Origin of the sequence: Pantoea sp. ACRSB (assembly GCF_022346905.1) — a bacterium.
Classification (GTDB): domain Bacteria; phylum Pseudomonadota; class Gammaproteobacteria; order Enterobacterales; family Enterobacteriaceae; genus Pantoea; species Pantoea piersonii.
This window is the reverse complement of the sequence record NZ_JAKRNL010000004.1, coordinates 181,700-208,518: the sequence shown is the minus strand read 5'-3', so window position 1 is coordinate 208,518 and position 26,819 is coordinate 181,700. Positions and strand designations below refer to the sequence as shown.

29 protein-coding genes and 1 pseudogene are annotated in these 26,819 nt (G+C 48.1%); 19 read left to right on the top strand and 11 right to left on the bottom strand.

The genetic code is table 11. The features are described from left to right. Positions 1 to 165: 165 nt before the first annotated feature. From MHZ89_RS14215 to MHZ89_RS14190, 5 genes are all read left to right on the top strand, one after another. The gene (locus MHZ89_RS14215; protein ID WP_311783531.1) at positions 166 to 489 is read left to right on the top strand and encodes an antibiotic biosynthesis monooxygenase; all 324 of its coding nucleotides are present in this window, start codon (positions 166 to 168) and stop codon (positions 487 to 489) included. Continuing rightward, entirely contained in the window at positions 482 to 874 is a 393-nt protein-coding gene (locus MHZ89_RS14210; protein ID WP_311783530.1) for an amino acid-binding protein, read from the top strand. Before MHZ89_RS14215 ends, MHZ89_RS14210 begins: the two co-directional genes overlap by 8 nt. Further along, positions 871 to 1,581 (top strand): winged helix-turn-helix domain-containing protein, encoded by a 711-nt coding sequence (locus tag MHZ89_RS14205; RefSeq protein WP_311783529.1) that lies wholly within the window; start codon positions 871 to 873, stop codon positions 1,579 to 1,581. Before MHZ89_RS14210 ends, MHZ89_RS14205 begins: the two co-directional genes overlap by 4 nt. A gap of 636 nt (positions 1,582 to 2,217) precedes the next feature. Next, complete coding sequence (locus MHZ89_RS14195) at positions 2,218 to 2,931, top strand: hypothetical protein (protein ID WP_311783527.1); 714 nt, start codon at positions 2,218 to 2,220, stop codon at positions 2,929 to 2,931. Positions 2,932 to 3,127: 196 nt separating this feature from the next. Then, the gene (locus tag MHZ89_RS14190; protein WP_311783526.1) at positions 3,128 to 3,607 is read left to right on the top strand and encodes a type VI secretion system tube protein TssD; all 480 of its coding nucleotides are present in this window, start codon (positions 3,128 to 3,130) and stop codon (positions 3,605 to 3,607) included. A gap of 311 nt (positions 3,608 to 3,918) precedes the next feature. Here MHZ89_RS14190 and MHZ89_RS14185 read toward each other — a convergent pair. Both MHZ89_RS14185 and MHZ89_RS14180 read right to left on the bottom strand, forming a co-directional pair. Continuing rightward, a pseudogene (locus MHZ89_RS14185) lies at positions 3,919 to 4,372 on the bottom strand (Rpn family recombination-promoting nuclease/putative transposase); the annotation flags it as partial. A gap of 31 nt (positions 4,373 to 4,403) precedes the next feature. Further along, the gene (locus MHZ89_RS14180) at positions 4,404 to 5,222 is read right to left on the bottom strand and encodes an AraC family transcriptional regulator (RefSeq protein ID WP_311783525.1); all 819 of its coding nucleotides are present in this window, start codon (positions 5,220 to 5,222) and stop codon (positions 4,404 to 4,406) included. Positions 5,223 to 5,945: 723 nt separating this feature from the next. Between MHZ89_RS14180 and MHZ89_RS14175 the strand changes: the two genes are divergently transcribed. The 4 genes from MHZ89_RS14175 (at position 5,946) to MHZ89_RS14160 (ending at position 7,651) form a co-directional block, all read left to right on the top strand. Next, positions 5,946 to 6,188 (top strand): tyrosine-type recombinase/integrase, encoded by a 243-nt coding sequence (locus MHZ89_RS14175; protein ID WP_311783524.1) that lies wholly within the window; start codon positions 5,946 to 5,948, stop codon positions 6,186 to 6,188. A gap of 121 nt (positions 6,189 to 6,309) precedes the next feature. Beyond that, positions 6,310 to 6,555, top strand: coding sequence for a ParD-like family protein (locus MHZ89_RS14170; RefSeq protein ID WP_120458402.1), 246 nt, complete (start codon positions 6,310 to 6,312; stop codon positions 6,553 to 6,555). Further along, positions 6,552 to 7,340, top strand: a complete 789-nt coding sequence (gene map / locus MHZ89_RS14165) for a type I methionyl aminopeptidase (protein ID WP_311783523.1) — start codon at positions 6,552 to 6,554, stop codon at positions 7,338 to 7,340. Before MHZ89_RS14170 ends, map begins: the two co-directional genes overlap by 4 nt. A 50-nt stretch (positions 7,341 to 7,390) precedes the next feature. Next, entirely contained in the window at positions 7,391 to 7,651 is a 261-nt protein-coding gene (locus MHZ89_RS14160; RefSeq protein WP_311783522.1) for a hypothetical protein, read from the top strand. Between the two features lie 225 nt (positions 7,652 to 7,876). Here MHZ89_RS14160 and MHZ89_RS14155 read toward each other — a convergent pair whose 3' ends face one another. Beyond that, entirely contained in the window at positions 7,877 to 9,385 is a 1,509-nt protein-coding gene (locus tag MHZ89_RS14155) for an MFS transporter (protein WP_311783521.1), read from the bottom strand. A gap of 444 nt (positions 9,386 to 9,829) precedes the next feature. Between MHZ89_RS14155 and MHZ89_RS14150 the strand changes: the two genes are divergently transcribed. Then, positions 9,830 to 10,138: a helix-turn-helix domain-containing protein gene (locus tag MHZ89_RS14150; RefSeq protein WP_311783520.1), complete on the top strand. Its 309-nt coding sequence runs from the start codon at positions 9,830 to 9,832 to the stop codon at positions 10,136 to 10,138. A gap of 427 nt (positions 10,139 to 10,565) precedes the next feature. On the opposite strand, the gene MHZ89_RS14145 is transcribed toward MHZ89_RS14150, so the two are convergent. Further along, the gene (locus MHZ89_RS14145; RefSeq protein WP_311783519.1) at positions 10,566 to 11,480 is read right to left on the bottom strand and encodes a sugar ABC transporter substrate-binding protein; all 915 of its coding nucleotides are present in this window, start codon (positions 11,478 to 11,480) and stop codon (positions 10,566 to 10,568) included. A 633-nt stretch (positions 11,481 to 12,113) separates the two neighbouring features. Between MHZ89_RS14145 and MHZ89_RS14140 the strand changes: the two genes are divergently transcribed. Continuing rightward, positions 12,114 to 13,322, top strand: coding sequence for an aldose 1-epimerase family protein (locus tag MHZ89_RS14140; RefSeq protein ID WP_311783518.1), 1,209 nt, complete (start codon positions 12,114 to 12,116; stop codon positions 13,320 to 13,322). A gap of 207 nt (positions 13,323 to 13,529) precedes the next feature. Here the strand turns inward: MHZ89_RS14140 and MHZ89_RS14135 are convergent, their stop codons facing one another. Beyond that, positions 13,530 to 13,991 (bottom strand): MarR family transcriptional regulator, encoded by a 462-nt coding sequence (locus tag MHZ89_RS14135; protein ID WP_311783517.1) that lies wholly within the window; start codon positions 13,989 to 13,991, stop codon positions 13,530 to 13,532. Positions 13,992 to 14,045: 54 nt separating this feature from the next. Between MHZ89_RS14135 and MHZ89_RS14130 the strand changes: the two genes are divergently transcribed. Both MHZ89_RS14130 and MHZ89_RS14125 read left to right on the top strand, forming a co-directional pair. Then, positions 14,046 to 14,414: a VOC family protein gene (locus MHZ89_RS14130; protein ID WP_311783516.1), complete on the top strand. Its 369-nt coding sequence runs from the start codon at positions 14,046 to 14,048 to the stop codon at positions 14,412 to 14,414. A gap of 414 nt (positions 14,415 to 14,828) precedes the next feature. Further along, complete coding sequence (locus tag MHZ89_RS14125; RefSeq protein ID WP_311783515.1) at positions 14,829 to 15,734, top strand: alpha/beta fold hydrolase; 906 nt, start codon at positions 14,829 to 14,831, stop codon at positions 15,732 to 15,734. 177 nt (positions 15,735 to 15,911) lie between these two features. On the opposite strand, the gene MHZ89_RS14120 is transcribed toward MHZ89_RS14125, so the two are convergent. The 3 genes from MHZ89_RS14120 to MHZ89_RS14110 all read right to left on the bottom strand — a co-directional run bounded on the left by MHZ89_RS14120 (position 15,912) and on the right by MHZ89_RS14110 (position 18,503). After that, positions 15,912 to 16,811 (bottom strand): alpha/beta hydrolase, encoded by a 900-nt coding sequence (locus tag MHZ89_RS14120; RefSeq protein ID WP_311783514.1) that lies wholly within the window; start codon positions 16,809 to 16,811, stop codon positions 15,912 to 15,914. 239 nt (positions 16,812 to 17,050) lie between these two features. Then, positions 17,051 to 17,932: an NAD(P)/FAD-dependent oxidoreductase gene (locus tag MHZ89_RS14115; protein ID WP_311783513.1), complete on the bottom strand. Its 882-nt coding sequence runs from the start codon at positions 17,930 to 17,932 to the stop codon at positions 17,051 to 17,053. Next, on the bottom strand, positions 17,922 to 18,503 hold the full coding sequence (locus tag MHZ89_RS14110; RefSeq protein WP_311783512.1) for an Rrf2 family transcriptional regulator: 582 nt from the start codon (positions 18,501 to 18,503) through the stop codon (positions 17,922 to 17,924). Before MHZ89_RS14110 ends, MHZ89_RS14115 begins: the two co-directional genes overlap by 11 nt. Positions 18,504 to 18,666: 163 nt before the next feature. Between MHZ89_RS14110 and MHZ89_RS14105 the strand changes: the two genes are divergently transcribed. Beyond that, positions 18,667 to 19,248, top strand: coding sequence for a DUF6886 family protein (locus MHZ89_RS14105; RefSeq protein ID WP_311783511.1), 582 nt, complete (start codon positions 18,667 to 18,669; stop codon positions 19,246 to 19,248). 47 nt (positions 19,249 to 19,295) lie between these two features. Next, positions 19,296 to 19,745, top strand: a complete 450-nt coding sequence (locus MHZ89_RS14100; protein ID WP_311783510.1) for an NUDIX domain-containing protein — start codon at positions 19,296 to 19,298, stop codon at positions 19,743 to 19,745. Between the two features lie 178 nt (positions 19,746 to 19,923). On the opposite strand, the gene MHZ89_RS14095 is transcribed toward MHZ89_RS14100, so the two are convergent. Beyond that, positions 19,924 to 20,553, bottom strand: coding sequence for a LysE family translocator (locus tag MHZ89_RS14095; RefSeq protein WP_311783509.1), 630 nt, complete (start codon positions 20,551 to 20,553; stop codon positions 19,924 to 19,926). A gap of 207 nt (positions 20,554 to 20,760) precedes the next feature. Then, positions 20,761 to 21,471, bottom strand: coding sequence for an SDR family oxidoreductase (locus MHZ89_RS14090; RefSeq protein WP_311783508.1), 711 nt, complete (start codon positions 21,469 to 21,471; stop codon positions 20,761 to 20,763). A 79-nt stretch (positions 21,472 to 21,550) separates the two neighbouring features. Here MHZ89_RS14090 and MHZ89_RS14085 point away from each other — a divergent pair, with 79 nt between their 5' ends. Beyond that, a complete protein-coding gene (locus MHZ89_RS14085) occupies positions 21,551 to 22,435 on the top strand; it encodes a LysR family transcriptional regulator (RefSeq protein ID WP_311783507.1) in 885 nt (294 codons plus the stop codon). A 203-nt stretch (positions 22,436 to 22,638) separates the two neighbouring features. Here MHZ89_RS14085 and MHZ89_RS14080 read toward each other — a convergent pair whose 3' ends face one another. Continuing rightward, a complete protein-coding gene (locus tag MHZ89_RS14080) occupies positions 22,639 to 23,766 on the bottom strand; it encodes an MFS transporter (protein WP_409373289.1) in 1,128 nt (375 codons plus the stop codon). 339 nt (positions 23,767 to 24,105) lie between these two features. Here MHZ89_RS14080 and MHZ89_RS14075 point away from each other — a divergent pair, with 339 nt between their 5' ends. The 3 genes from MHZ89_RS14075 (at position 24,106) to MHZ89_RS14065 (ending at position 26,603) form a co-directional block, all read left to right on the top strand. Then, positions 24,106 to 24,855, top strand: coding sequence for an IclR family transcriptional regulator (locus MHZ89_RS14075; RefSeq protein WP_311783505.1), 750 nt, complete (start codon positions 24,106 to 24,108; stop codon positions 24,853 to 24,855). A gap of 394 nt (positions 24,856 to 25,249) precedes the next feature. Then, on the top strand, positions 25,250 to 25,870 hold the full coding sequence (locus MHZ89_RS14070) for a TetR/AcrR family transcriptional regulator (protein WP_311783504.1): 621 nt from the start codon (positions 25,250 to 25,252) through the stop codon (positions 25,868 to 25,870). A gap of 31 nt (positions 25,871 to 25,901) precedes the next feature. Next, positions 25,902 to 26,603, top strand: coding sequence for a DAPG hydrolase family protein (locus tag MHZ89_RS14065; RefSeq protein ID WP_311783503.1), 702 nt, complete (start codon positions 25,902 to 25,904; stop codon positions 26,601 to 26,603). Positions 26,604 to 26,819: the final 216 nt, after the last annotated feature.

The following is a 26,819-nucleotide window of genomic DNA, read 5'->3' as shown; positions in this document are numbered from 1 at the left end:
TGAACCCACACATCTATGTTGTCCAGCCTTTCAATTTATGAGTTTGCTGTTCATCGCTTGTCCATGACGATGGCTTTGCTAACGCACAAGCATACTTCGGTGCCGACCGAAGCAACATGCCTTCATCATCATTAAACTGTCCGTAAATTAACAACGGAGCGGACCGTGATTGCAGTACTTTTTGAGGCAGATGCCCTGCCAGAGGCTCAGGAAAGATATCTTCAGCTCGCTTTGGAGCTGAAGCCTCTCTTATCCGACACCCCCGGCTTTATTTCAATTGAGCGTTTCCAGAGCCTGACTACGCCCGGAAAGATTCTTTCTTTGTCGTGGTGGGAAGATGAGCAGTCTGTCGCCGGATGGAAGCGAAATGTGATGCATCAGGCTGCTCAGAAAGAAGGTAAGCAGTCGATTTTTTCATTCTACAGAATACGGGTAGCCAGCGTATTCCGTGATTACTCTTCTGATAAGAGAACAAACCAGCATGTATGACATTCACGTTATTCTCAAAAACAGCCCGGGCTCACTTGGTTCACTGGGTAGTGTACTGGGTGAAAACGGAGTAGGACTTGAAGGCGGTGGCGTATTTACAGGACCTGAAGGCGGTCATGCACACTTCCTGGTTGAAGATGGTGATAAAGCCCGCAGGGTACTGACTGAAGCCGGTTTTGAAGTCTGCAATGTGAGTCGTCCTCTGGTAAGAAAATTACCTCAGGAACGACCTGGTGAGCTGGGAGAAATAGCTGACACAATTGCCCTGAACGGCATCAATATTCTGGTACAGTACAGCGACCACAGTAACCGGCTCATTCTCATTACGGATGATGATGCCCGGGCAGCCGAAGTAACCCGAAAATGGGCAATACCTTCTGAATGAACCTTGTTAAAACAAAGCGCGACAGTGAGCCAGATGATGTCCTTGAAACATCAATGGCAATGGTGGCTGCTGCCATGTCTGACCCGTCAAGGGTCAGTATTCTGTGCGCTCTGATGGACGGGCGCGCCTGGACAGCTACCGAACTTAGCGTAGTGGCTGGAATAGCAGCCTCGACAACCAGCGGACATCTGAACCGGCTTCTCGGCAACGGCCTGGTCATTTGTCTGACGCAGGGGCGTCATCGCTATTACAGCCTTGCGGGCCATCATATCGCCGGACTGCTGGAAAACCTGATGGGAGTTTCCATGGGTACTTCCAGGCTCCTCATTTCCAGTACGCCGGTCTGTCTGCGTTATGCACGCACCTGCTATGACCATCTGGCAGGTGAGCTTGCTGTCAATATTTATGGATATATGATGCGGGAAAAATGGCTTGTAGCAGATGGATCTAAACTGACATCAGCCGGCAAAATGCATTTTGAGAAAATGGGTGTTTTGCTTAACTCTCGCACACGACGCAAGCCCTGCTGCGGCTGTCTGGACTGGAGTGAAAGACGTTTCCATCTCGGCGGTGACGCTGGTTCAGCCCTGTTTACACTTTTTCTGCAAAAAGAATGGGTAACGCGTACACAGGGATACCGAGAAGTGAACGTAACCGATTCAGGCCGGGTTGCAATATATCGGCTGTTTGAGCTGAAAATCACCTGATCTTAAGTCATATACCGGTTAATTTGATCGCGTGACTCAAGGTGCCTTCATCCGACTCTTTCATTTTAGGTAAAAGGTCCACTTCTCGCTCATAGTGGACCTGGCAGCGCGTATGTTCGCACTGTGCCAGAAGCGAACGTTTTCACATTAACCCTAGAAGAACGAATTTCACTGCATAGCCATGCAGCTGTGCCGGAATCTATTGCCGGACATTGGCCGCCCGGTGCCGTTTCTGCCGCTGGTATATGATCGGGTTTGGCGACAGAGGCTATGTGATGTTCTACCGCCATGACCAGGAAATGGACAGGATTGTGATCGTTACCGTCAGGCACCAGAAAGAGTCAGGATATCCGGGGCCGGACAGGCAGGCGTAGCTGTCAGGTAATCGGTGACGGGAGCGCAATTCAATGCGTGGCCACCGCCGGCTGGACAAGCGCAGCGCGTCAGAAAACCACTTCCGCCTGAAAAATTCGGCAACATTATGCGTTATAGTGCACTTTCGTTCCACTGAACGGCAGACCCCGATCTCAAGAAGATCCTTTAAGGATGGCAGATCCCATCTGCAGATAGAACACTTTGAATTGTTCATTATTTCAGCGCACCATCCGATAGCAACACTTACTGTAGGGATACATTATGCAAGCATCTGATTACCTAAAAATGAAGTTCCAAAGTGACCGCCAGTTAGCAATATATGGACAACAAGGCGTTGCTGGCACATGGAAAGCACTCAAAGGAATCGGGTCAGACCTTTATTCAGGCGTAGAGCGTGCAAGCTGGTATTCGTCCTGTCTGCTCCCGAAATACCAGGATGTTTGCCAAGGCCTAGTATCCGAAGAAAAGAGAATGTGGATAAATATTTATTCTATTTACCGTTACAAAGACGTTATTAGTGAAATGCTTTACCTTTATTTTGAAATGGTCGCTGGTGATGTTAAAAACGGCAATAAGAAAAACAGTGTTCGCAGTGCAGATACAAAGGCAGCGAAGTTAGCCGCAAACTTCACCGCTGGTAGGGTTACACGCTCCGGCGCAACCTTTGCACTTGCTGAAGCACTGTCTTCCTCTAATCCCATGACGCAAGCAGTTGTTGAGCGCTTATCAGCAAGAGTTCCTAACCTAATCACTGCATTTCAACTGTTTGGTACAGAGCAGCATTGCGCTCTCGCAGCTCGTCGACTAAAGGCATTAGACCCGAAATATTACGGAATACTTTATGCTTACAAATTAGAAATGCTTTATTATTTCGTTGAACCGATTTTAACGGATATAATCAAAAAAGTTCAGATGAAATTCTACAATAGCTTTGATGAAATATATGACATGTTGAAGAGCAAGTATAATGTTTAAAAGCATCTTATCTATTATATTTAATGAAGTGCTTCTCACCGTAAGCATTATTGCTTTCGGTTTTTTCTTTCTTCATTTCTTCCCTACATGTTGGTTTTTATTAACAATAATATCAACAATCGTACTTATTGTCATCTTGCCGATATTCACAGCGAGATTCGATAAATATGACTAACACTTATTAAAAGGAGTTTTTATGTCAAATCCAGCCTATTTATGGTTAACAGATGAAAATGGCTCACCAATGGTTGGCCCATCTCTTGTGTTTGGTCGTGAAGGAGCGATTGAACTAAAATCATTCACTCATAATGTTAACATTCCGGTAGATGGTAATACGGGCAAATTGACTGGTACTCGTATACACATGCCGATCATGTTCCAAAAGGAATTTGACCGTGTAACCCCTCTTCTTTTTCGCGCCCTGAGTACGGGTAAAACACTACAATCCGCCACATTTAAAATGTATCAAATTAATGATGCAGGTATCGAAACGGAATATTTCAACATTATTCTTGAAGGTGTGAAGCTAACATCAATCACACCTGATTTATATCCCGGAGCGAATACAGGAACGCACCTGGAAACAGTGCTTTTACGGTATGAAAAAATTACGTGGAAACATTGCGAGGGGAATATAATTTACACCGACACCTGGAATGAACGGGCAACGTATTAATTCACCATAACATCTGTTAAGCGAACTTTACAAATGATAGCTGAATGTAGGTGTTTGGCCTGGATATGCTTGCTGAGAGAGCAATGCCTTTATGCCCAGCGATTTAAGCCGATATCAGCTGTCGCTCAGAACCAGGTTCAGCAATATACTGCTGTTGCCGGATTCGTATTAGTCGATGATCACATTCCTGCCAGGCTGGAAAGAAAAAGACAGCGAAGGTGATTTCTGAGACATCTTCTCCAGGAAGAAACCGGGAGCATCAGCAGGCGTATCTGGATACCTGAAAGATCGCCCGGAAATGGCCGGACTGCTCAGTGGTGAATCTGCGCCAGCTCGTCTTCTGTCAGGCCGGTCATCTGCATGACGATATTCTGATCAAGGCCATTCTGCAGCATGGTTCGCGCAATTTTCAGGGTTGCTTCGCGCTCGCCCTTTTCAATACCTCGCTGCTCGCCAAGCTGAATTCCCTCCTGGCGCCCTTCCATGCGTCCTTTCTCAATGCCCTTCTGCTCGAGCTGCTGTGCGATGGTCATGAGTGCGTCTCCGTGTTGCGGCACACGCTGTGCCAGTTCGCGAACAAAGGCTTCAGAGTCAGCCGACTCTCCCGCCTGCAGTAAATAGTGTATCAGCACCGTCACCTGAGATGAAGAAAGATAGTCCGCCATCAGCCATCAGCAGCGTGGCCAGACGGTCGGTCAGCGCTGCCATGCTGCGATGATTCATGATGTCATCATCCGGGATAACGGTGATGTCGGTCAGGGGAAAATTCAGCTATTTTGCGTTTTACGTGATTGTGTCAGGGTACCGGGAATTTATGGTGATCTGATCTGACCTGCGAAGCATAGTGATGGGGTGTTATTCCCATCACTTTGCGAAACGCATTGATGAAATGACTCTGATCGTAAAATCCCAGCATTATCGCCGCATCGAGCGGATGCACTTTTCTGCGAAGCAGGTCGCGGGCATGGTGCAGGCGAAGCTGCATATGATACTGAAGAGGCGGCATTCCCGTGTGTCGGGTGAAGAAGCGGACTAGATGATATTTGCTCATCCCCGCCAGCTGCGCGAGCATCTCCAGTTGTGGTTTTACGCTGAGGTGCTCCCGCAAGTATTCGATAACAACATTGATTTTTTGTTCATCACTTCTTTTAAGTAGAGCTGGCGTCTCAAGCAGCTCACCACAAAGTAAAATCAGTTCCTGCTCCTCATCTATGCCCCGCTCCAGCCGGGCTGATGTTGCAAAGCGACACAGAGCGTCAAACAGGCGCGCATTACTGATTATGCCTTCTCGCAGTACAGGCGCTTCGTGGTCGCTATTAAGATTGTCTTCATCTGCAGGCATTTTTATCACTGCCTGGGGTATGTGCACGCTGATAAATTCCACGGATTGAGTATCAAAACGCGAAGCCTGAATGGTTCCCGGATTATATAAGGTAACCTGACCACTTTTAACATACGTGGTTTTCCCGGCCAGCCAGATTTCCTCCACCCCCGTCAGGTTTGCACTGATGACATATTCATCGTGAAGATGTTTCGGAAAGCCCGAATTATGGGCTCTGACCCGTGAACACTCTATACCATTCCGGCTAAACCACTCTACAGATTGTAGTGACAACGTAGCTGACCTTATGCAGTAATAGTGAATAATTATTAATGATTTATAAAAACATTTGCTGGACACTTTTTCAACTACTGGTTTTAGTGCCTCAGCTTATAGATATTTTTCCGGGCGCATCTTCCAGTAAAAGGACATGTACCTGTTGGTCAGTCGCGCCTGCGTGGCCTAGAGGAGCTTGTCGGTTAGCTAACAAAGATTAACGGCCTTGCAATGCGGGAAAGTGGGAGGGACAGGAGAGCGTAGTTTCTTATGTCTGCTTTGTGCCAAAAGCAGACATTGTTGGCATCTGGCTTTCTTAATCAACAAGGAACCGGTCAGAATCTATAATTATTTCTTTTCAACCGTAGCGTGAGATCGATGCCTTATTCAGCCACATCTTTGAAAGTTCTTCGTGCTATGCGCGATGGTAATAAATTTCTGTTAAGAGGTGACAGAAGCCATGCTTGTCAGGTCAGGTATAACCCTGTCACTAAAAAGAGAGAAGATCGAACGGCCCTGAGTGTAATCCCGTTAGAGCGGGCTGGATTGATTGAGTTTGAATTTGAGCCCCTCACCCCGGGCCGATATTACAGCGTAAAAATAACGAAAAAAGGGATAGATTGGTTAGATGAAAATGATCCCGTCGCTCAGAAATAGTCAAATTAGTAACCTACTTCCTGTGAAAAAACATCTCCATCTGAATAAACATCTGCTTTTCGCTCCAATTGGATATTCTGTATAGTGTGTGTCCGAAAACGATCCGGTCTCGCCAGAAAATATTACCCAGGCCTTTTCCCGCGCGCGCGCTGTGGTCTGGACGCCATCGAGAATCCACCGACCTTTCACGAAATAAGAAGTCTGTCCGGACGCCTGTATGAAGCCAGACATGGTGAGGCCTTTGCCCAGCGGCTGCTGGGTCATAAAAATCTTTCAATGACCAAAAAGTACCTTGATCCCCGCAGAGACGAGTACGTGCTGGTCTAAGCCTGTATGTGATTTTCGGACAAATTTCGGACATTTTCGGACCGGCGAAAATTTGACCTTGCAAATCATGCCGTTAGGGATAAACTATATACAAAGCATATACACTCCATATAAGGCAGCTATGGGCATTGTTAAAATTTCCGATCTGATGCATGAGAACCTGCGTATCGCTAGCCAGGCGATGAGCCGCTCCATCAATGCGCAAGCTGAACACTGGCTTAAGCTAGGCATGCTGGCGGAGCTTTATCCGCAATTTACCCAGCAGGAGCTGGCGCAGCTGTTGATCCGCGTTGAACTGGAGCATGGCAGCGACCTGCGTCAGCTAATCTCGACTTCCGAACGCATTCCACAAGGAGACGTGCAGTGAAAAGAAGCGTGAAAATCCATACCTCTGAGCAGATTGAACTGGCGCGCGCGGCGGGTCATGCCGCTGCGCAGGTACTGGCCATGATTACGCCGCATGTACAGCCGGGCGTGACAACTGAAGAGCTGGATGATATTTGCCATGACTTTGTCGTTAACGAGCTGAAGGTTATTCCCGCCAATATCGGCTATCAGGGGTATACGCGCACCACCTGTATTTCAGTTAATCATGTGGTCTGTCACGGTATTCCCTCAGCGAAGAAGCTGAAAAAAGGGGATATCGTCAATATCGATATCGGCATTATTAAAGATGGCTGGTACGGCGATACCAGCCGCATGTACTTTGTCGGCGAACCGTCAGTACGCGCCCGCCGCCTGGTGGAAATCACCTATCAGTCGATGGTTGCAGGCATTCACACCGTAAAACCGGGCGCTACGCTGGGAGATATTGGCGCGGCTATTCAGCGCGTCGCCGAAGATGCAGGATTTTCGGTTGTGCGCGACTATTGTGGCCATGGCGTTGGCCAGATTTATCACGACGAGCCGCAGATTCTGCATTACGGCACGCCAGGGGAAGGACTGGCGCTTCAGCCAGGCATGATCTTTACCATTGAACCGATGATTAACGCCGGTAAAGCCGGTACCAGCGTGCTTTCTGACGGCTGGACGGTGGTCACGAAAGATCGCTCCCTCTCCGCACAGTGGGAGCATACGGTGGCGGTGACGGAAGATGGGTTTGATCTGCTGACGCCCTGGCCTGATGGCACCGGCGACTATCCTGCGGTTTAACCCTTACGCGAGTCGCGCACAAGCATTTGGGGTTATGCAGCCCAAACGGGATGACCGCCGCAGCTAAACTTGCGGCGGTCAGAAGGGACTTTCAACTTGCTCAAATAGACCATGCCAGAGAAAGTATTGGTCACGATCGTAACTTTTACTCGATTAATAGCTTTGGAGAATTTTCTCAGGCCAAAACGCAACTGAGTCAGATGCCAATCATTAAAAAAGTATTCAACCTGAAATCATCACCCTTTAAGTTCTTTGTCAGTGATGTACTACTTCCTGCCAATATTGACGCAACTTTCATCCTGATAAAATAATTTTGCTCTCCTTATCTTATAAAATATCATCCCCCCTTTTTATCGTTAGCGTCAAATCTTTCAATAACTGCGCCTCATAAGTTATTTATTTTAGATTACTTATATGAAAATATAAGCGTAAAAATATTAAAGGGCATTTTAATAACAACCACAAAAATCTTTAACCGACCGATCTTCATAGTGTTAGCTTTATTTAATATATATTCATCGATAAAAATAATTTAGCTAAGGATGATAGTTTTTATCCTTATCCTTTAACATTAGAAAAATAGCTGCAGTTACCACCCCAGAAGCAATAAGTAATATTAAAAGAGTATTACTGAAAGCCAGCTTATAGGTGGCTTTGAGAATGTCGTTTTCGTTAGCTGAAACATAAGAAAAAGCATTCCCTGAGACAACATCAGCGATAAAACTTTTCTCAGCGTAAATAGTATTACTAAATTTTGAAGACATAGCATGATAAATGCCAGAAGACATTAAAGAACCATAAATAGCAACAGCTATCGCTTCACTGCCCAACCGGAAGGTATTCAATATTCCTGCGGCTCTACCTGTTTCAGATGGTTGTACAATACTCAGAGCAATTCCATCAACCAGGCCAGCTGAAAGTCCCATCCCTGTTCCTACCAGGAGTAAACAGACTATTATTTCGCTAAGCGTAATACCTAATGAATTGAAAATGCATAGCAACAGCAAACCACAAATAAATGAAAGCAAGCTTAAAATAAGTAGTTTGTTAGCGGATACGCCTTTTGTAACTAGTTTCCCCGCTATTAATGGCAGCACTAACACTGGAAGAGTAAGTGCAAGCATCATGAACCCGGCATGTAAAGGTGACATTCCTTCTATAGCGATAAGGTAAGTAGGAAAGTACGTTAACAGGGTGACAAAACAGAGACTTGCAACAACTGGAATTAAAATAAGAGAAAGGAAATAATGGTTAGTAAGCAGGGAGAAGTTAATCATGGGGTTTGAGACCTTTTTCTCAATAAGAGTAAATATTAACAAAAGACCTACCCCTGATAAAAGCATACTAATTACACTGGTGTTATACCAACCATTTTCCGCCCCTTGTGTTATTCCAAACATAATAAGGAACAATGAGAAAACAAACAGGATAATTCCTTTAACATCGAGAGAGGTCTCACTCCCCTTACTTATAACGCCAGGTATCAATCTGGATAGAACCAGAACAATAAGTAAAGCAACAGCATGGATGAGAAATATGTCCCTCCACCCAAACATGCTTAAAACCCATCCAGATAATGTAGGGCCGAATGTAATCCCTAAACCTGCAATAGTTCCAAAAAAAGCGAAAGCTTTAGTCCGCTGCGCGCCATTAAATGTCTGAATTAAAATTGAGCTTCCACAGGAAAAAATAGCTGCTCCACCAATACCTGCAAGCGCTCTTGCTCCGTCAAGAATATAGATGTTTTGTGCTAACCATGATGATAGTGATGCAACAAAGTAAAGTATAGCGCCCGCAATAAAGGAGCGTTTACTGCCAAAAACGTCAGCTAAACCACCCCATACTAAAGTAAAGCAAGCAAAGGTAAGGTTAAAACCATTAACAACCCATTGCAGCATTACAGTTTCTGAGCGCAAGTTTTCACTAATAGATGGCAAAGCGATAGCTGTGCCAGATATAGAGGTTGGAACCACAAATACAGCTATAAGTATACACAGTAATATGAGGTTATTATTTAACTTATTTTCGTCTAATTGGCTTTCCATATTATTATCCTGTTTAGTGTAAAATTACCGGCAGTCGAGTGGGTCTTCTAAGGATGATTCCTTCTTCCCATTTGTAATCTGAAAAATTCAAATCTTTCTTTAATCGAACAGTGGGAGCCAAATTTGTAAGAGCTTTTATAGCAGTACAGATTCTACTTTGCCTGGTCATCAGAAATAGTGTTCTGAGCGTTGAACAGAGATCTGATTGGATTCCAGTTGCCTTATGACCCTTGCACTATTGACATATTTTATTCTGTTAACATTCTCGACCTCCCGATCATAGCTTTCCCGCCCGCCAGATAGTAATATGCAATCTTACATACGATGGGCAACATACGAACGTCACCTGGCTAACGTTCGATGAACATCGAACACTAGTAAAATTCAACATATCCATTTTTTTGTCAACTACTTATTCGTTAAGATTATGATAAGGAAGGAAATATGAGTGCCGTTGATCAGGCTGAGGTTTTACCCTTTGATATTAATAGAGTTTTTAAGGCGTTAGCTGAGCCTGTTCGCCTTTCGATAGTTCGTACTTTATTAAATGATGTTAAAAACGCCGAGCGTCATTGCTCAACTTTTGGTCTCACGGTATCCAGAGCAACCCGATCACATCATTTTAGAGTTTTAAAAGAAGCAGGGTTAATTGAAGTTGTAGATAAAGGAAATCTGGCCGTTGCGGTTTTAAGATGGGATGAGATAGAGAGAGAACTGCCTGGGCTAATAACGCTCATCAAAAAATATCCATAAATAAACAGCAATTTATTCCTGTTCTGATTACTTTCAAAGCTCTCCCGGAAAAGATTACCTACCTGGCGAGCTTAAAATCCTTCACTTTACATTACATTTCGCCTGTACATCTTTCCCCTTCCATGAATACTTTATAAACAGTCACTTACATATAATATTCAGATGCCTTATCTCGTTTTTTTAAAATAATCATTCCCATAAAAAGCTTCATAAAACGAACGGAACAAAAAGTGAGATTGTCTCACCGTACCTGGCGTCCTCAGACCTCAATAATGGTTTCCTCGCCTGCCTGACAGGCGAGGATGATCTCAAAGCGTTGGATAAAACTGTCCCTGTCCCGAACACAGTAAGCCTCTTTCGCCATGCCATTTATAATGGTTACCCATTTGCCCGGCTGACGGATGCAAGTTGCCTGCTATAAACGTAATTACTCGCTCTTCGCAGCGTACTTCTGCATATTCTCTTTGGTCACCAGCTCGAATGGGATCCACAGGTGCGAATCCACTTTCTCGCCCTTAATTAGCTTTTGCGCCACATCCACTGACGCTTTGCCTTGACCCACAGCATCCTGGAATACCGTTACCTGCATTTTGTCCTGCGCCATCGCTTTCAGCCCGTCCGGTGTGGCATCAATGCCGCCTACCAAAACCTTCTTATTGCTTTTAGCCAGTGCCATTGCGGCACCAATCGCCATCTCATCGTTATTGGCAGCAACGATATCAATCTCTTCGCCGTTACCGAGCCAGTTCAGCATCAGATCCATGCCTTCGTTACGTGCATAGTTAGCTGGCTGTTTCTGCACTACTTTCATTCCTGGATATTTCGCTACAACCTGCTCTACATCTTTAGTACGTTGAAGCGCGCCGGCATCGGTCAGGTTACCGATCATGATAGCCACATTGCCTTTGTAATTAGCCATTTTAGCCAGCGCTTCCATCTGCAAGGTGCCCGACTCCCGCTCGTCGGAGCCAACAAACACTACGCCGTTCGGCAGCGTTTTATCGCCCGGCGTGCGGTTCACATAGACCAGCGGAATCTTCGCCTGCTGTGCCAGCCGGGTCAGCTGTGGGGTGCTGGCGGAATCTACAGGGTCAACGATGATGGCGTCTACGCCAGCACCGATAAAACTCTGCACCTGATCGGTCTGGCGGCCTACATCGCCACGGGCATCTTCAAACTGCACATCAAGTCCGCGCGCTTTAGCCTCTTTATTAATCGACTGGCGAATAATGGTTAAAAAATTCTGGTCGAAGTAAGCCATCGATACGCCGATTTTTTCTGCCAGCGCTGAGGCAGAACTGGATAGCAGGCCAAGTAACAGTATCGCCTTGAGGATTTTCATTACGGACTCCAGGGTAAGCTTGTAATTAGAATATATGTTTCATTGATCATAAAAATGACTCAATAAAATCGTTTTCAGCCTACGAGGTGGCTTCAACGCTGACAATCGGCATGATGGGATTTTGCTGCTAAGCGCACACTTTACTTGTGGCTGTATTACGGCTTGCAGGCATATAGCTGTGTGACAAACATTTTCTCACGTTGAGCCCGCTATCGCGCATATGGATAAGGTTTTGTGACAGAAACGCCTCAGCCTCTTTCAGACTCTGACTGATGGTGTGTGCCGGGGTCTCCAAGGCCGCTTCGCCGTTATAGGATTCCGCTTTGACAGCGCCCTTTTCCTTTAATGAACCTGTTATGCAAAACTTGTGATTTATTAATGAATGAGAAGCCTGCAGGTTAAACACATCTTTAGCTGAAACGATTTAATCAAATCGCATTTTTCCTTTCTTATTACTCATACACTCACTTGAATCGTGCTTTTTTTGAGCAAAAATATGTGACACGGTTCTTATTTATCTTATTCAATGCGTAGAAAATTCCGCCAGGTGAGCCTCATCACGTTTTCCCGCGACTGCTATTTATACTCTTGGCCGACTTTAGCTAAATCAATTCAGCAACAGGATGCTTAAAAATGAAAACTGCACTTTTAACAGGCATGGTTATGGCGGCAATTAGTGGTCAGGCTACAGCACAGACGTGGGTGCTGACAGATGCTGAAGCGGGAACTGACAAGGGAAACTGGCAGATCGACAGTGGACAGCTGAAGCTATCCGGCGAAGCGTTCAGCTTACAGCAAAAAGTTTTACACGGTGGTAAGCAGGAAGGCTCAAAAGTGCTGACCATCACGAGCAAAAATGGGCTGACCATTGCGCTTAGCCCAACGCGCGGCATGGATCTTCTGCATGTGAATGGCTATGGCGTCCGGTTGGGATGGGATTCGCCGGTAAATGAGGTCGTCAATCCCGCCTATATCAATCTCGAAAGCCGTAATGGATTAGGCTGGCTGGAGGGATTCAATGAAATGATGGTGCGTTGCGGCTACGAATGGACAGGGCATCCGGTAGTGAAAGATGGCATGGTTTATACCTTGCATGGTAAGGCAGGTAATACGCCAGCTTCCAGGGTAGAAGTTACTGTCGACGATAACGCGCCTCATGAGATTCGCGTTCGCGGCCTGCTAAAAGAGCACACCTTCAAGAAAGCCAATCTGGAAACCTGGACCGAGCTACGTTATGTGCCTGGCACTAATTCCTTTACCTTGCATGATGTGCTGACCAACCGTGGTGATTATCCGCATGACTATCAGATCATTTACCACAGTAATTTTGGAACGCCGATTCTGGAAAAAAATGCGCGCTTTATCGCGCCGTTGAAGTCCGTTTCGCCCTTTAACGATTATGCCAAAACGGGCCTGAAAGAGTGGAACGTTTACGGTGCGCCAACTAAAGACTTTGATGAGATGGTCTTTAACCTTGTGCCGAAAGCGGACAACAACGGCAAAACGCTGGCCGCGGTGATCAACAGCAAAGGAGATAAAGGCGCCTCAATTGAATTTGATACTCACCAGCTGCCGCTGTTAACCATGTGGAAAAACACTGACACGCTGAAACAGGGCTACGTTACCGGTATTGAGCCAGGCACTAACTATGCCTATCCGGTCACGATTGAAAAAGAACAGGATCGCGTGAAACAGTTGCAACCCGGACAAAGCACCACATTTGAGCTGACTTATACGCTGCTGAATGACGCCAGCGCGGTCAACAAAACTGAGCAGCGCATCAGGCAGATTCAGGGTGACGAAAAAACCAGGGTGGATGATAAGCCCATCGCGGTTGAATAATCCTGGCAGGCAGGCGCGAGTTCGAGCTGCCCTGCTGTTGATTGTTATCCCCCTGACTGCTAACCAGTCAGGGTTTTATCAAGAGTGGCGGGCCGCTTTATGTCGGAAGCGGTCGCCTGATCTATCGGTTAAGGCTAGCGGTCTGACAGGTCAGACGTGCCCAATGCAGGCTAAAGAATGGTTCTTCCGAATCAAGTAAAAATGGCCTCATCCTCCCGACGGTTTGTCTTCCAGAGCAGCAGCACAGCGTTTAAGCAACTCACAAAGAAGCCGGGTCTCTTCAGCTGACAGGGTTGAGAGCATTTGCCGTTCCACGGTATCTGCTGCCTTCGCTCCGTCGGCAACGACCTTCTGGCCTGCCGCCGTCAGTTCGGTCATGATAACGCGACCATGTTCCGGGTGTGATTTGCGTGTAATCAGGCCACTTCGCTCCAGATTAACCAGGATCGCCTGCATAGTTTGCGGCGTTACAAAGGCCGATCGGGCTAACTCGGCGTTAGAAATACGCGGATTATTAGCCACGGCCAGCAAAACTGCATTTTGGGGAGCGGTAATGCCAAGCTGCTCGAGCTCCGCATTCAGACGCAGCCTCAATCGATGCTGCGTTATTTTCAGGTTATAGCCTACCCACTCCTCCGCTTTTCGAGGCGGCAGTTTCTGCGTTGACATATCAGTGCCCTTATATTAATGTCAGGATCCTTATATTGACTGACGGACATTAACATGGCAACTCTAATCGGCCCTGATTTCATCGCCTTGCAAGTACGCGATCTTGCCGCATCCCGCAAATTTTACACTGAAATTTACGGCTTTGAGGCCTCACCACATTGCCCTCCCGGAGCCGTTATTTTTAAGACCGAGCCGATTCCACTGGCTCTGCGAGAGCCTTTGCGTGAGCTTCCCGAAAAAGGGTCACCTGGAGCAGGCCTGGTGCTGTGGATAGCATGTACCGACGCCGATGCGCTACACGATCGGATTATTAGCCGGGGGGGAACTATACTGAGCCCGCTTGCTGACGGACCATTTGGCCGCTTTTTTGTGACGGCCGATCCCGATGGTTACGAGATTACTTTCCATACGGCACAGCGTTGAGTCTGACAACGCCCACTGACATAAAGCCACTACGTTAGTAGCGGATAATGGCGCTTTGGACTCTTCCGCTGCTCGCAGGGACATAATTTTTAAAGCCCCACTAACACGCCTTTGCTGGGGACAGCTCAGTTCATTAATTTGTAAAGCTGAACGCTGCCCGGCATGTTTAATACCGTTCCGAGGAAGGTATAGATAAAGGGTGGCGGCTGCGCATTTCAAAACTTCCGGTTACTTTGTGATGAATAAATTTTGAACAGGCGAAGAGACGAAACCGTTTAGCAGTGAGCAGCTTCAGTAAATAAGCGTTAAAGCTAAGATGGGAAATGTTATGCTGGAGAACTTATTAAACAATAGTGCATAACAGGCACAGTGTTTTTCACAGGTAGTGATTGTTAGCAATAGGGATTTTCGGCCTTGATTGACTTTATTAGTTTTAATGAGATAAATAAGCAGCTTAGTAACTTATTACCCCTCGCTGAAAAAGTAACTGATTATCAAATAGAAGGATTGTTTATCCGCTTCTATGAACCAAAATGCGCAGTTGAGGATGTGCTTCTTGTCTATCACGGTGGTGGCGTTAATTCAGACGCCGGTTACGATATACTTGCCCGGCAGTTAAGTCAATGCGGAGCTGTTTGTGTCTGTCTTATCGATATACGTGGACACGGGCGCTCCGCGGGTCATAAGGGAACAGTTTTGCATCCGCAGCAGATATGGAGAGATGTCGATACTATTCTGGAACATGTGCGCTCAATTTTTCCTGGGATCAGGATTCATCTGTTTGGCCATTCAAGCGGAGGGGGAATGCTAATAAATTACCTCACCCGCCATAAACCAGCCCAAAGGCTCGAAAGCTTGATTTTACTTACTCCAGAATTTGGGCCGTTTGCGCCAGCAGAGATTCGCAAAAAAGCCTCAGTTTCATTTGCGTCTGTGAATAAGTGGCCTTTCATATTAAATGCGCTCAGTGTGGGATTACTGTGTGGTAATCGCTTTGCGGTGACGCTTAACTTCCCTGATGAAGTGCTGGCGTTAAAGCCTGAATTTGTTAAGAGATACAGCGTAAATATGGCGAATGCGCTGACGCCATCTCAGCCTGCCAGACAACTGGCGGCGCTGTCATTGCCCGTAACAGCTTTTTTTGCCGCGAAAGATGAGTTATTCGATACGCGAGAAACGATAAGATTTGTCGAAGGATGTGGAAACCAGAATATAAGGAGTTTAATTATTAAACACAGCAATCATCTGGATTGCATTTTTAATATTAGTGAAAGGATTAACCAGCATTTAATCAATATTCACCGCAAGAGCCCTTCATGAACCTCCGGTTCCGAAACGAGTAGTTATGATGTGTCGCCTCAATTCTATTTATCGACACATCTCGCTGAATCTTAGCCTGTCTCGTATGCCAGTCTCTTATTCGTAGCGGGTTGGGAATCGCGCTAAGCCCTGTTGCGCCAGGAGTAGACTTTGTCTGTCCTCTAAAAAAGACATTAATCAGTGCTCAGCCAGCCATTTCTCATATCGTTGGGGCCATTCTTCTGTAGGGGTTCCAGGCCTTCCCATGCCAAAACCGTGTCCACCACTCGAATAGCGGTGTAATTCTACGGGCACATGTTCTGCCTCACAGGCCGAAAACATAATAAGAGTATTAGCTGGATCTGAAACAGGATCATCTTTTGCCTGAACAAGAAAAAAGGCAGGCGCAGAAGGCGTAACATAATTCTGAACAGACCATTCAGCTTCTGCTGCTGATGAAGCCTGTGCACCTGCAAATATTTTATGCACAGAAGTGTGCGTATAAGGTTTTTCAAGCGTAATGACGGGGTATATAAGCGCTGCGCTGTCGACTTTTGCAGGAATCTGATCAATCCCGTCTGTGGGTGCATAAGATTCAAACCCTGGACGCAGTGCAAGCATTCCCATCAGGTGCCCACCAGCGGAAAATCCCAGGACGCTGACCTTTTTTTCCCGCTCTCTGACTATGCGTAGTGCTCGTTGCGCATCCTGCAACGCGACCAGATTCCCGTCGCGCCAGCCTTCATCTGGCAGACGATAGCTCAGAATATAACTTGTATATCCCCGCGCGGTTAGCCATGCAGCGGCGGGCAATGACTCTTTACCTGCCTCAATGCGCTTGTAACCACCTCCTCCTGCTATTAACACCGCTCGTCCATTCGGACGGACGGGATTAATAACGGTGAGAGTCGGAACGCTTATATTGCTCTGTGCTCCGGAAGCAGAAATGCGCATCTGCCCCACTGGCCCACCGCCGCCAGGGGGCGTGCTGTTCCAGAGCGGAATAAGGGTATGTTCCCTTAATGACGAGGCAAAGGAGAGGCGGCTTGAAACAAAGGCGGTTGCAGCCAGACCGGTAAGAAATAAACGGCGGTTCAAGGTCACGCTCCTGAAAAGTCAGCCAGTATTCAATACAGGAACTAAAGCACAAAATTGTGCATAAAAAATGGATGCGTATCTTTTCTGGTCAGGTGACACTCGCAAGCTGCCAGCACTCGCGCAACTGACGCAGTGGCGACGGAAGGCCGTTATATCTAAGCGATAAAAGGCCAGGTCTGGCCTACAAACTGGCTGGAGCTACAGGCTCTGTGGTAATAATGCTGGTTTGGCATTGCGGTTCAAAATATCAGCGACCGATGAACGGTTGCTCCTGCCCATGCGCCGTCACCAACCGCCAGAGAAACTGAATGCGGTACGCGGGCCACATCTCCGCAGGCAAACGCGCCGGGGATGGTCGTTTCCTTCATATCATTACTGCGGATCTGGATACCAAACAGAGTTTCTTCCATTTCACAGCCCAGGCTTTTCGCAATGTCCGTAGCGGGCAGGCATCGGGGAGCAGTGAAGATTCCAGCAAAACTTAATATACGCCCGTCGGCAAGCTCAATATCCGCATCATTAACCAGTCGCTTAACTGGAGCGGCTTCAACGATGATACCGCGCTGACGTAAATCCGCCTCTGTTTCCTGGTTCAGTTCAACAACATTGTTAGTGAAGAGAGTAACGCTACCCCATTCTGCAACCATCTGCGCCTGATGTGCGGCCATCTCGCCGGTTGCAATGACCGCCAGGTTTCCCAGGTTTAGCTCATAGCCATGGCAGTAAGGGCAGTGAAATACAGTTTGTCCCCAACGCTGCTGTAGACCATCAATCTCAGGCAGATGGTCTTTGACCCCTGTGGCAAAGAGTATACGGCGGGACTCAAAGCAGTCGCCTGCGAGAGTCTGTACCTGAAATGCCTCTTTTTTACCGGTTACTTTCTCCGCGCGTCCCTCGAACCACTGCAAAGAAGGGTAACGCATGAGTTGCTCACGAGACTTTTCAAAAATCACCTCTGGAGCGATGCCATCCTGACCGAGGAAACCATGCGAGTAGCTGGCAAAACGGTTCCTTCGTTCCCCTGCATCAATGATAAGAACCTGACGTCGCGCCCTTACCAGTTGAAGGGCAGCCGCCATACCTGCATAACTACCGCCAATGATTATTACGTCATATTTCATTCTTACCTCCGTGATTGCGTTTTTCAGCATCAGCCAGCAGATCGGCAAGGGTGATGCGCCCGAAGTGGGCCAGCAATAGCGCTTCAGCCTCAGAGAAAGCATCACCCAGGGCGGCGTTAACAGCCTGCTCAATCAGACATTCGGGGTTTTCATTGCGATTGCCTATAGCAAAAACGGCTGGCTCTCCCAGTACGTCATGTAGCTGGCGCAGAGTAACCCGGTCGAGCTGCGCCGTCAGGCACCAGCCCCCTCCGGGGCCCGCCGTCGATGAAACGAGATTCTGGGTGCGTAAAAGCCCCATCATGCGACGGATGACAACTGAATTAGTCCCAACGCACTGTGCGAGGTACTCCGAAGTCAGTGGTTTAGCATGAAGCTGCATGTGCAGCAGGATATGCAATACGGTAGAAAGTCGGCTGTCTTTTTTCATGTAACTAACGATATTACGATTATCGCTGTTCTGCAACTTCGAAAGCATTTTGATTCGACAGGTGAAGGTTGTTTTTCTGTCCGGCTGGAATCGAGATATCCAGGTTTCGCACACCGGGAACAGGCAGGTTGACAGCGACATTACAGGCAGTACTGCATTACTAAAATGAAAAGCTGAACTCAGCACCGCTTCCGGTTGCCCCCTCATTTAAACAGGAAAAAAGCATTCATATAAATAAAACCTTTGTGCCACATAATAAAAAGTTCGATCTGCTGTACCTGAGCTTTCAAAAATGGAGTGCTCAATGCGCCTGTTTCATTTCAGTGATAACCCCAATATTTCGATTTTCAGGCCGCGCCCGTTGCGGGTACATGTCGACAGGCCAGCAGGACAGGAATGGCTGAACGGTTCATTAATATGGGCAACAGATGAAGCTCATGAATTTCTCTACCTTTTTCCGCGTGAGTGTCCACGCATTGTTTTTTGGCCTCTGCCTGAAACTACCCAAACGGACAAGGAACGATGGATGGGCGAGGCCACCAGCTCAACAGCAATAGCCTGTATAGAACAGGCCTGGCTTTCGCGGTTTAACCTCGGACAGGTTTTCAGATATGAGTTACCCGCAGACAGCTTTGAATACACGGGTGAAGTTGGGATGTGGGTTTGCCGGACTGAGGTTATCCCCTTGGGCCTTACGCATCTTTCCCGCCTTTCCACAGAGCTTGCAAACAGAGGTATTTCGCTGCGCGTTTTAGACAGGCTGACGCCTTTGAAAGGTGTCTGGCAGTCAACGCTGCACGCAAGCGGAATCAGGCTGAGGAATGCTCAGGACTGGGGGAAACCAGGATGGACCCATTCAAAGCCGGGTCGCCAGATAATAATCTGATGCTGAGCAGCAGGTGCAGTCATTCTTCCCATCATTAAGGAGCTAATTTGAGCTACGTTTCAGAAATGCGCAGCATCATCGGCCACCGTATGCTTTTGCTTGCGGGCGCTAATGTCATCATTGTGCGGGATGACGCTCATATATTACTTCAGCAACGTACAGACTCAACCTGGGGACTACCGGGAGGCCTGTTGGAGCCTGGAGAATCCCTGGAACAAACTGCCCTTCGGGAAGTGAAAGAGGAAACCAACCTCGATGTTCACTCGCTTACCTTTCTGAAGATTTTTTCAGGACAAGAGTACAGTTTTATCCTGCAAAATAAGGATGAAATTAACGTCCTTACCGCCCTGTATTTCACAAAAAACTGGTCAGGTGAATTAATCAACGATCCTGCCGAAGGTCTGTCTCTTGAATTTTTTCCTGCTGACCGGTTGCCTTCGCCAATGAACGACGAATATATCACCTACATAAATTACTTTATTAACCACCATACATGACCTCTGGTAGCCGCACAGCTTCTGCTATGTAAAGTCAGTACAGTTACTAAAGGCATTGCTTTCCCAACAGACTCCAGCCGCAGAGCCGGAGGAGTCTGTCAGAATAGTTATTACTGTTCGCCTGAATCAAAAGCAGATCTGACGAACAGATAAAATAATAAGCTATAAAGCGCTCTTTTCAGCTACGGCTAAATACCAGTTTGAGGCCCGCAATCGTGAAGCAGCATGCTAACAGCGCATCAAGCCCGCGACGGATACGACGATAAAATGCGCTCATTACGGCGGTTGAGAAGAGTAGCGCATAGCCGCAGAACACCAGCATGCAAATGGCCGCACAGCCGAAAACAATAGTGGGTAATGTAGAGGCTGCCGCGCCCGGTTTAAGTGCGACGGACATGATCGCCACCCAGGTGAGAATAGCTTTAGGGTTGCCAACGTGCATCAAAATACCCTGGCGGAACAGCTTGCCATACGCAACGCTTTTATCGCTGGTGGTAACCATACTGGAATCAGAGCGGGCCAGCGCGGATTTTCCCGCTTTAAATGCCAGCCATAACAGATACAAACCCCCGCCGATTTTTAACACTATCAGCAGCTGTGCAAAGGTCGCCAGTACGGTTAGCACGCCACAGGCCGCCAGCAATGCCCACATCATCGAACCGCTTATTACACCACCCGCCAGAGCCAGCGCGGCGCCGCGGCCTTTTTTCATTGCCGTCCCCATAATAGCCATATTGCTTGGCCCGGGGCTGGCAGTGGCAACAAAGTAAGTGGTGTAAATCAGGATTAATTCGTGCGAAAGCGTCATGTTTTCCTCGATGATGGCCTTGTCCTTCCTTTGTTATATCGGCCCGCTCAAAAATTTACCATATCTCGTTATTAATTCTGGTGATGCTCTTTATAGAGGGCTGCCTTCTGAGCGGCAGAAATCCGATCCGCGTCCGGCATGGTTCTTTAACGAGCACAGCAGCCTTAAGGAAAAGAGGAGCGCTCATAGCGTTCCTCTTCTGAGGGATTAACGACCAGCGATTAGACCGCCATCGACGTGCAGGATCTCACCGGTCGAAAAGACAGCATCTTCCAGGTAGAGAACAGCCCGCACGATGTCTTCCACTTCGCCCAGTTTGTTCATGGGATGGAAGGCTGCCAGCTGCTCAACAATTTCCGGGTTGTGCATTGGCGTGCGAATAACGCCAGGAGCGACGGCATTCACCCGAATGCCGCGAGTGGCATACTCTATCGCCAGGCTTTTAGTAGCGGCGTTCATGCCGCCTTTGGTCAACATGGCAATAAAAGCGGGTGAACGCGAGCTGGCGAACTCCGCCGTCGAGGCAGTGATCTGAACGACATGGCCGCTGCCTTGTTCAAGCATCACCGGGATAACCGCCTGAGTGGCGAAGAAGAATCCATCGAGATTGGTTTTCAGCTTCAGGCGATAGTCTTCTTCCGTATAGTCTGTGAATGCCTTGCCGATAAAAATGCCGGCATTATTCACCAGCGTGTCGATGCGACCGAACTTTTCCAGCGCCGTCGTTACCAGACGCTTGCTCGTATCAGGATCGCCGATGTCCCCCGCGATAGTGGCAAGAGAGGAATCGCTGGATGGTTGTATTGAGCGCGACGTAGCGACAACGCCATATCCTCTGTTCAGGAACGCCTTCACGATAGCCTCACCCATTCCCTGTGAGGCGCCGGTAACGATTGCAACTTTCTTAATATCTGACATCTTTTTCTTCCTTCATTCTGAGTGGATGAACGAAAGATAAGGCATTGTCAGCTGTTCGAAAATTCTCTATATTCGATCAATGAGTGATAAAAAACGCACAGAACTCGACTGGCAGGATGTCAGGATCTTCCTCGCGCTGGCGCGTTGTGGAAGTCTCTCCGCCGCAGCTCGAATGCTCTCTGTCAACCATGCAACTATTGCGCGTCGCCTTCACTCTCTTGAAGAGAGTCTCGGAGAAAAACTTGTCGAGCGTCGTCCGGACGGATATGTACTGACGCCTGCCGGCACGCATGTGCTGGAGGCTGCAAGCGATATGGAGCAGGCGGCTCAGGTTCTTCGTCGTGGCAGTCAGGATGGTACGCCCTCAGGTCTGATACGGATCAGCTCCTCTCCCGGCCTTACGGGTGGTTTTCTTGTTTCACGCCTTCCGGTGCTGACAGCCCGTTATCCTAAGCTTGATATTGACCTTGCGCCTGTTCTGCGATCCGTTAGCCTTGAACGACATGAGGCGGACATCGCTATCCGTTTCGACAAGCCGAAGGATGGCGATATCATCGCGCGGCCGCTTGCCACTGTCGGATACGGTTTCTACGGGACAGAAGAGGCTTGTCGTACGGCCGAAGCGGGGAGCAATCTGGTTTTAATTGGCTTCAACGAGGCCGACTCATACCTGTCCCAGTCAACATGGGTGACAAAGCACTTCCCCCGCACTCGCATCGCTTTTCGCGCTAAAGACCAGTTTCTCCAGTCTATCGCCGCCCGATCCGGCGTCGGACTCGCTTTGATCCCCCACTATATCGGTCGCGCAGATCCAATGCTGCGGATATGCGATTTAAGTGCGGTGCCCCCCAGCCGGGAAGTTTATCTACTCACTCGCAGCCGCGACCGAAAAGACGCTTCCATACGCATGGTCGCTGACGCGGTAGCTGAAATGTTTGAGCAGGAGCGCGAGCTGTTTGTATAAAGTCTGGGATGCCGCGCGGCAGCTGACGTAAGTGAGAACTTGCGTTGTGCTGAGCCTGTTTATCGGGCATCCCGCACACTCGCGGTCTTCTAACCCTCTCTGCCTGTTCGCTAAAAGCCCCGTTTTCTCACAGCCAGCATTAAAAGGCATATCCCCCTTCATATCCGGCTCTGGAATCAACTTTTTCAGGCGCGAACCGTAGCTCAAATCACAGCGTGACGATGAATACGATGAAATAACATCAGGATCAAAATCCCTGCCATGCCAATCGCGGCAGCTCCGAGAAATATGACAGAGGTATTTCCCGGTATAAATCCCATAAACGAGGATAAAAACTGCCCCGAGAAAATAGCCATAGAAAGATAAGCAAGATTACGCCCTCGGACGCGCGCATGACTTTGCTCCACCGTCATATGGTTTACCAGCGGCACTGACAGCCCAAAACCGCATCCCATCAGAACGCCGCCAACGATAAACAGCAGAAGCCCGGACGCTATTGAGAAAAGCAGGTGTGCTGCGATATAGCATCCAAATGCCATATAAAGCGTGCCGTACTCACGAATACGGGAAACAACTTTCGGCATTATCGCTGCGGCAAAAACGGCGATCAGAGAAATAAAAGAGAGAAAGTAGCCGGTTTTGGCAGCCCCAACACCCATCGCGTGAAAGTGCTGTGGAATAATGATGACGCCCGTAAAGAAGCTGATCATAGAAAACACGGCCGCAAAATAGACTGGCTTAAGCGCGCCGCGTTTTGCAACGGCGCCATCTTGCTGATGGCTTTCAGTCTGGTCAATAAGATCTGGCCGCGGTACAAACATGATTTGCATGGCAAGTAAAAGCCAGGCGGCTAGGTAGAGCACAAACGGCCAGCGCCAGCCGAGCGTCGCCAACAGCCCACCGATAAACAGGAAAACTACTCCGCCCAGCTCAATTGACATGCCCTGAGAGGCAATCATCTTTAGTCGGGCATGGCCACTATAGAAAGCTGAAATAAGTCCGGTACCCGCAGACATCACTACAGCCGTTGCGCCGCCCAGCAGCAGCCGGTCCACCATAACAGGCACCAGACCATGCAGCAGTACGCCGCCACTGCCCAGCAGGCCATACATAAAAAGCCCCCAGGTCAAAGCTCGGTAAGCTCCAGTCCTGTCAATAAGCCGACCCGCCAGCGGTCCAAATATTACTACGCCCAGAGAAGGTATCGTCACCAGCCAGCTCGCTGCTGAAGGTATTCCCATTTGTTCGGCTATCTCAGTCAGACCGGGGACGATAACGCACCCGACCATAATTGTCAGGCAGGCCACCGCAAGCAGGGTGAACGCGGCCAGTTTATTTAGTTTTCCCACAAGATCCTCTCAAAACCTATCCGAATAATGGACACAAAATCCATCTAATGGTCATTAGTTTTGATCGCGAGTAAAATTCAGTCAACGAATGAACTGTAAAACGACCGTAAAGCTCTGGGGGCATAAAATTATTTAAATTTAAAATCAAAAACTTAAAAATAAAGCCTTAAGGGAAGGCTAATTGCTGCCTGGAGATCGCTCTTTTCCTGCTGGGCTTATCAGCATCAGCTTTTGTTATTCAGTCCGCATAGCAGACGGGGCTGTCCCTGTGTTGGATGCGGCATGTTATTCTGTAAGGCGTTTAATGAATGGAGGCTAGTAATGAGTAATGACGTAAATCAGGACGGATCTCAGGTTATTGCCCGAGCGGCAATGATTTTCCGGGCGCTTGAAGCCCAGCCACAGGGAATGACTATTACTCAGCTATCCCGTGAAACCGGGCTGCCGCGTACGACTGTGCACCGCCTGGTCACTTCGCTTGAATCACAACAGCTGCTGGTCTCCAGAGGCACAGGTGTCCAGCTTGGACCTGCGCTGGTGCGCCTTGCCGCCTCGGCTCATACCGATGTGATATCGCTTGCGAGGTCGCCAATGGAGACGCTGGGACGCCGCACGCGTGAAACGGTTGATTTATCTGTTTATCGAGGAACCCATGCGGTTTCAGTCAGCCAGTTCGTTTCGGATCAGGAGCTTCGCGTAGTTTCAGCTGTAGGCACAGCCTTTCCCTGTCACTGCACCGCACACGGAAAGGCCATACTGGCCATGCTGACAGACGAAAAGATTGAAAGTCTGCTGGAAGGTCGACCAGATGTGAGAACAGACAACACGCTTCAAAGCCTGCCCTCTATTATGAAAGAGGTACGTGAAATCCGGCGTCGTCATTACGCCGTTGACCGCGAAGAACATGCGCGAGGCGTATGCGGAATTGGCGTGTTTCTGAACACGGGCCTTCATGATCACTATGCTGTCTCTGTCGCTGTCCCCGCCCTGCGCTTCGACGAAAAATTTGACCACTTACTAAGCTCTTTAATGCAATGTAAAGCAGAGATAGAAGCGCTGGTAAGGGGTTGATGCCTTGCCCCTGAGCCAAAGAAAGCGCATTAACGCGCACAGCATCTATATAGGCTTCGGCACCTCATTCCTGGAACTCTGGAGCACGTAACAAACGCCTGTTTCCCGCCGCAACCATCCATAAACTGATCGCTGAGCAACAGCGAAACCGCGAATGGCCCGCCTCTGCATGGAGATAGTGTCGGCACCAGGATAAAAGCGCCATACATTCTGATAAACGCCTTTATCCGCACCTGATACCGCCCTACCTCTCCTGCTCTGGCAAAATATTGTTGAAGTTCCTGCTAGCTACATACGTGCGATCTGAACTACACTTATGATACGAACCGTATCGTTTTCTATAAATGAATAGCAGGCTTGATATATTTTCAGCCCGTAGAGTGTGAACCTTTTTATGAAAAATGACCTGAAATCCTCGTCCCGGCGCTCAAGCGGTGCAGTACGAAGCGAGCAGTCGCACGTAGCAATCCTTGAAGCAGCTAAGCTCCTGCTGACAGAAAAAGGCTATGCAGGCTTCTCGATAGAAGCTGTGGCAAAGCTTGCAGGCGCAAGCAAACCGACCATTTACCGCTGGTGGCCTAATAAGGCACAGCTGATAGCCGAGGTATATGAAGTTGAAACTAAAAAAGCAATTTCAATTCCAGAGGGTGAGAATGTCTGTCAGAGGCTCGTACTGCTGCTGGAAGCGTTATGGGATCTCTGGCGAAACACAATCTGTGGCGTCGCTTTTCGCAGCTTTATTGCTGAGTGCCAGAATAATTCCGAAAACATGGCCCTGCTCCGCGAAGAGTTTATGGCCAGGCGCTTTGCCCTTCCGGCAGAAATTCTCAAAAGCGCAATTGAGAAAGGTGAACTACCCGCTGGAACAGATGTTGAGTTGATTCTGGTTACGCTGTTCGGTTTTTGCTGGTTTCACCTCCTCACGGACAGCCTGAGCAGCACTCATCTTATTACCCCTTTTATTTACAACCTTCTGGAAAAAGCGCCTGTCAAAAATAAACACCCGCAACGTTAGAAAATCATTACTGACCGTTTAGGAGGAACAGATGAAAATAAATACTTATGCCAGCTGGGATCTGGACAGAGTCGAAATGCTATTAAATCCTGCCCCGCTTCGCCTTGAAATGGGCATTTCACGAACAGAAGATAACCGTCTGGTTGTTGCCGCCCGAACAGATATGCCCGGATGTAGCGGGAAAATGCTGGAATGGTGGTTTACTTATTTTCATACCACTGAGCATCTGAAATGGTGGCATCCTGCCGACCACAAAGCGCACTACGGCTGGGATGATGCCTGGGTACCGGGTAAGAGCTTTATTGGTGCGACCGTACATGCCGAAGAAGCGCTGGCAGCCGTTTCACCTGTGTCGGCAAAAATTAAATTTCATCATCCTGAAGATTTCTTCCCCGCCGAGAGGATTCAGGAAGCACGTAGTAAAGGCTGGCTGTCGGGCGCTGTATGTGGGTGCATTGGATTTGGGTCAGATATTACACTAGACGACGGCGGTGATCCGCTGGGCGGACGCATGCTTCACCTGGTACGTGACGCCTCCTGGGGATGCGTTCTCAGAAGCCGGTTTATTCTGGGTGAGAACCTGGCGGAAGGAACAGAAAACATCAGGGATGAAATTGGTTTCGGCCTGTTGCAGCACTGCCATTGTGAGTTCACTTCACTGGGAAAAATATTACCATCACTTTACTATGCCGAATATTCTGGCAAGAACGTACAACCTCCGGAGTGGTGGTGAGCGCCTTTATCTTCTTTCGCCCCCAACTTTCAGCCCTATTACCCCTGGCGATAATTTTTAACAGAAAGCCTAATAGAGGCTTGTGCTAATAGCGAGCACAAGCCTGTATAACAAGATTAACAAAACCTGGTTTACCGCTAACCATTCCCGTAAAAAAATTTCATTAAAATACGACTAAATATTGATAATAACCAAGATTGCAATGCAAAAAGAGGC

What these genes read in the sequence shown, in the direction of transcription:
- MHZ89_RS14095 (WP_311783509.1), bottom strand. Translation starts at nt 20,553, where the DNA reads ATGACGCTTTCGCACGAATTAATCCTGATTTACACCACTTACTTTGTT.
- MHZ89_RS14155 (WP_311783521.1), bottom strand. Translation starts at nt 9,385, where the DNA reads ATGGAAAGCCAATTAGACGAAAATAAGTTAAATAATAACCTCATATTA.
- MHZ89_RS14065 (WP_311783503.1), top strand. Translation starts at nt 25,902, where the DNA reads ATGAAAATAAATACTTATGCCAGCTGGGATCTGGACAGAGTCGAAATG.
- MHZ89_RS14110 (WP_311783512.1), bottom strand. Translation starts at nt 18,503, where the DNA reads ATGTCGCTGTCAACCTGCCTGTTCCCGGTGTGCGAAACCTGGATATCT.
- MHZ89_RS14145 (WP_311783519.1), bottom strand. Translation starts at nt 11,480, where the DNA reads ATGAAAATCCTCAAGGCGATACTGTTACTTGGCCTGCTATCCAGTTCT.
- MHZ89_RS14075 (WP_311783505.1), top strand. Translation starts at nt 24,106, where the DNA reads ATGAGTAATGACGTAAATCAGGACGGATCTCAGGTTATTGCCCGAGCG.
- MHZ89_RS14115 (WP_311783513.1), bottom strand. Translation starts at nt 17,932, where the DNA reads ATGAAATATGACGTAATAATCATTGGCGGTAGTTATGCAGGTATGGCG.
- MHZ89_RS14070 (WP_311783504.1), top strand. Translation starts at nt 25,250, where the DNA reads ATGAAAAATGACCTGAAATCCTCGTCCCGGCGCTCAAGCGGTGCAGTA.
- MHZ89_RS14195 (WP_311783527.1), top strand. Translation starts at nt 2,218, where the DNA reads ATGCAAGCATCTGATTACCTAAAAATGAAGTTCCAAAGTGACCGCCAG.
- MHZ89_RS14105 (WP_311783511.1), top strand. Translation starts at nt 18,667, where the DNA reads ATGCGCCTGTTTCATTTCAGTGATAACCCCAATATTTCGATTTTCAGG.
- MHZ89_RS14130 (WP_311783516.1), top strand. Translation starts at nt 14,046, where the DNA reads ATGGCAACTCTAATCGGCCCTGATTTCATCGCCTTGCAAGTACGCGAT.
- MHZ89_RS14150 (WP_311783520.1), top strand. Translation starts at nt 9,830, where the DNA reads ATGAGTGCCGTTGATCAGGCTGAGGTTTTACCCTTTGATATTAATAGA.
- MHZ89_RS14205 (WP_311783529.1), top strand. Translation starts at nt 871, where the DNA reads ATGAACCTTGTTAAAACAAAGCGCGACAGTGAGCCAGATGATGTCCTT.
- MHZ89_RS14190 (WP_311783526.1), top strand. Translation starts at nt 3,128, where the DNA reads ATGTCAAATCCAGCCTATTTATGGTTAACAGATGAAAATGGCTCACCA.
- MHZ89_RS14210 (WP_311783530.1), top strand. Translation starts at nt 482, where the DNA reads ATGTATGACATTCACGTTATTCTCAAAAACAGCCCGGGCTCACTTGGT.
- MHZ89_RS14170 (WP_120458402.1), top strand. Translation starts at nt 6,310, where the DNA reads ATGGGCATTGTTAAAATTTCCGATCTGATGCATGAGAACCTGCGTATC.
- MHZ89_RS14140 (WP_311783518.1), top strand. Translation starts at nt 12,114, where the DNA reads ATGAAAACTGCACTTTTAACAGGCATGGTTATGGCGGCAATTAGTGGT.
- MHZ89_RS14160 (WP_311783522.1), top strand. Translation starts at nt 7,391, where the DNA reads ATGACCGCCGCAGCTAAACTTGCGGCGGTCAGAAGGGACTTTCAACTT.
- MHZ89_RS14085 (WP_311783507.1), top strand. Translation starts at nt 21,551, where the DNA reads ATGAGTGATAAAAAACGCACAGAACTCGACTGGCAGGATGTCAGGATC.
- MHZ89_RS14135 (WP_311783517.1), bottom strand. Translation starts at nt 13,991, where the DNA reads ATGTCAACGCAGAAACTGCCGCCTCGAAAAGCGGAGGAGTGGGTAGGC.
- MHZ89_RS14090 (WP_311783508.1), bottom strand. Translation starts at nt 21,471, where the DNA reads ATGTCAGATATTAAGAAAGTTGCAATCGTTACCGGCGCCTCACAGGGA.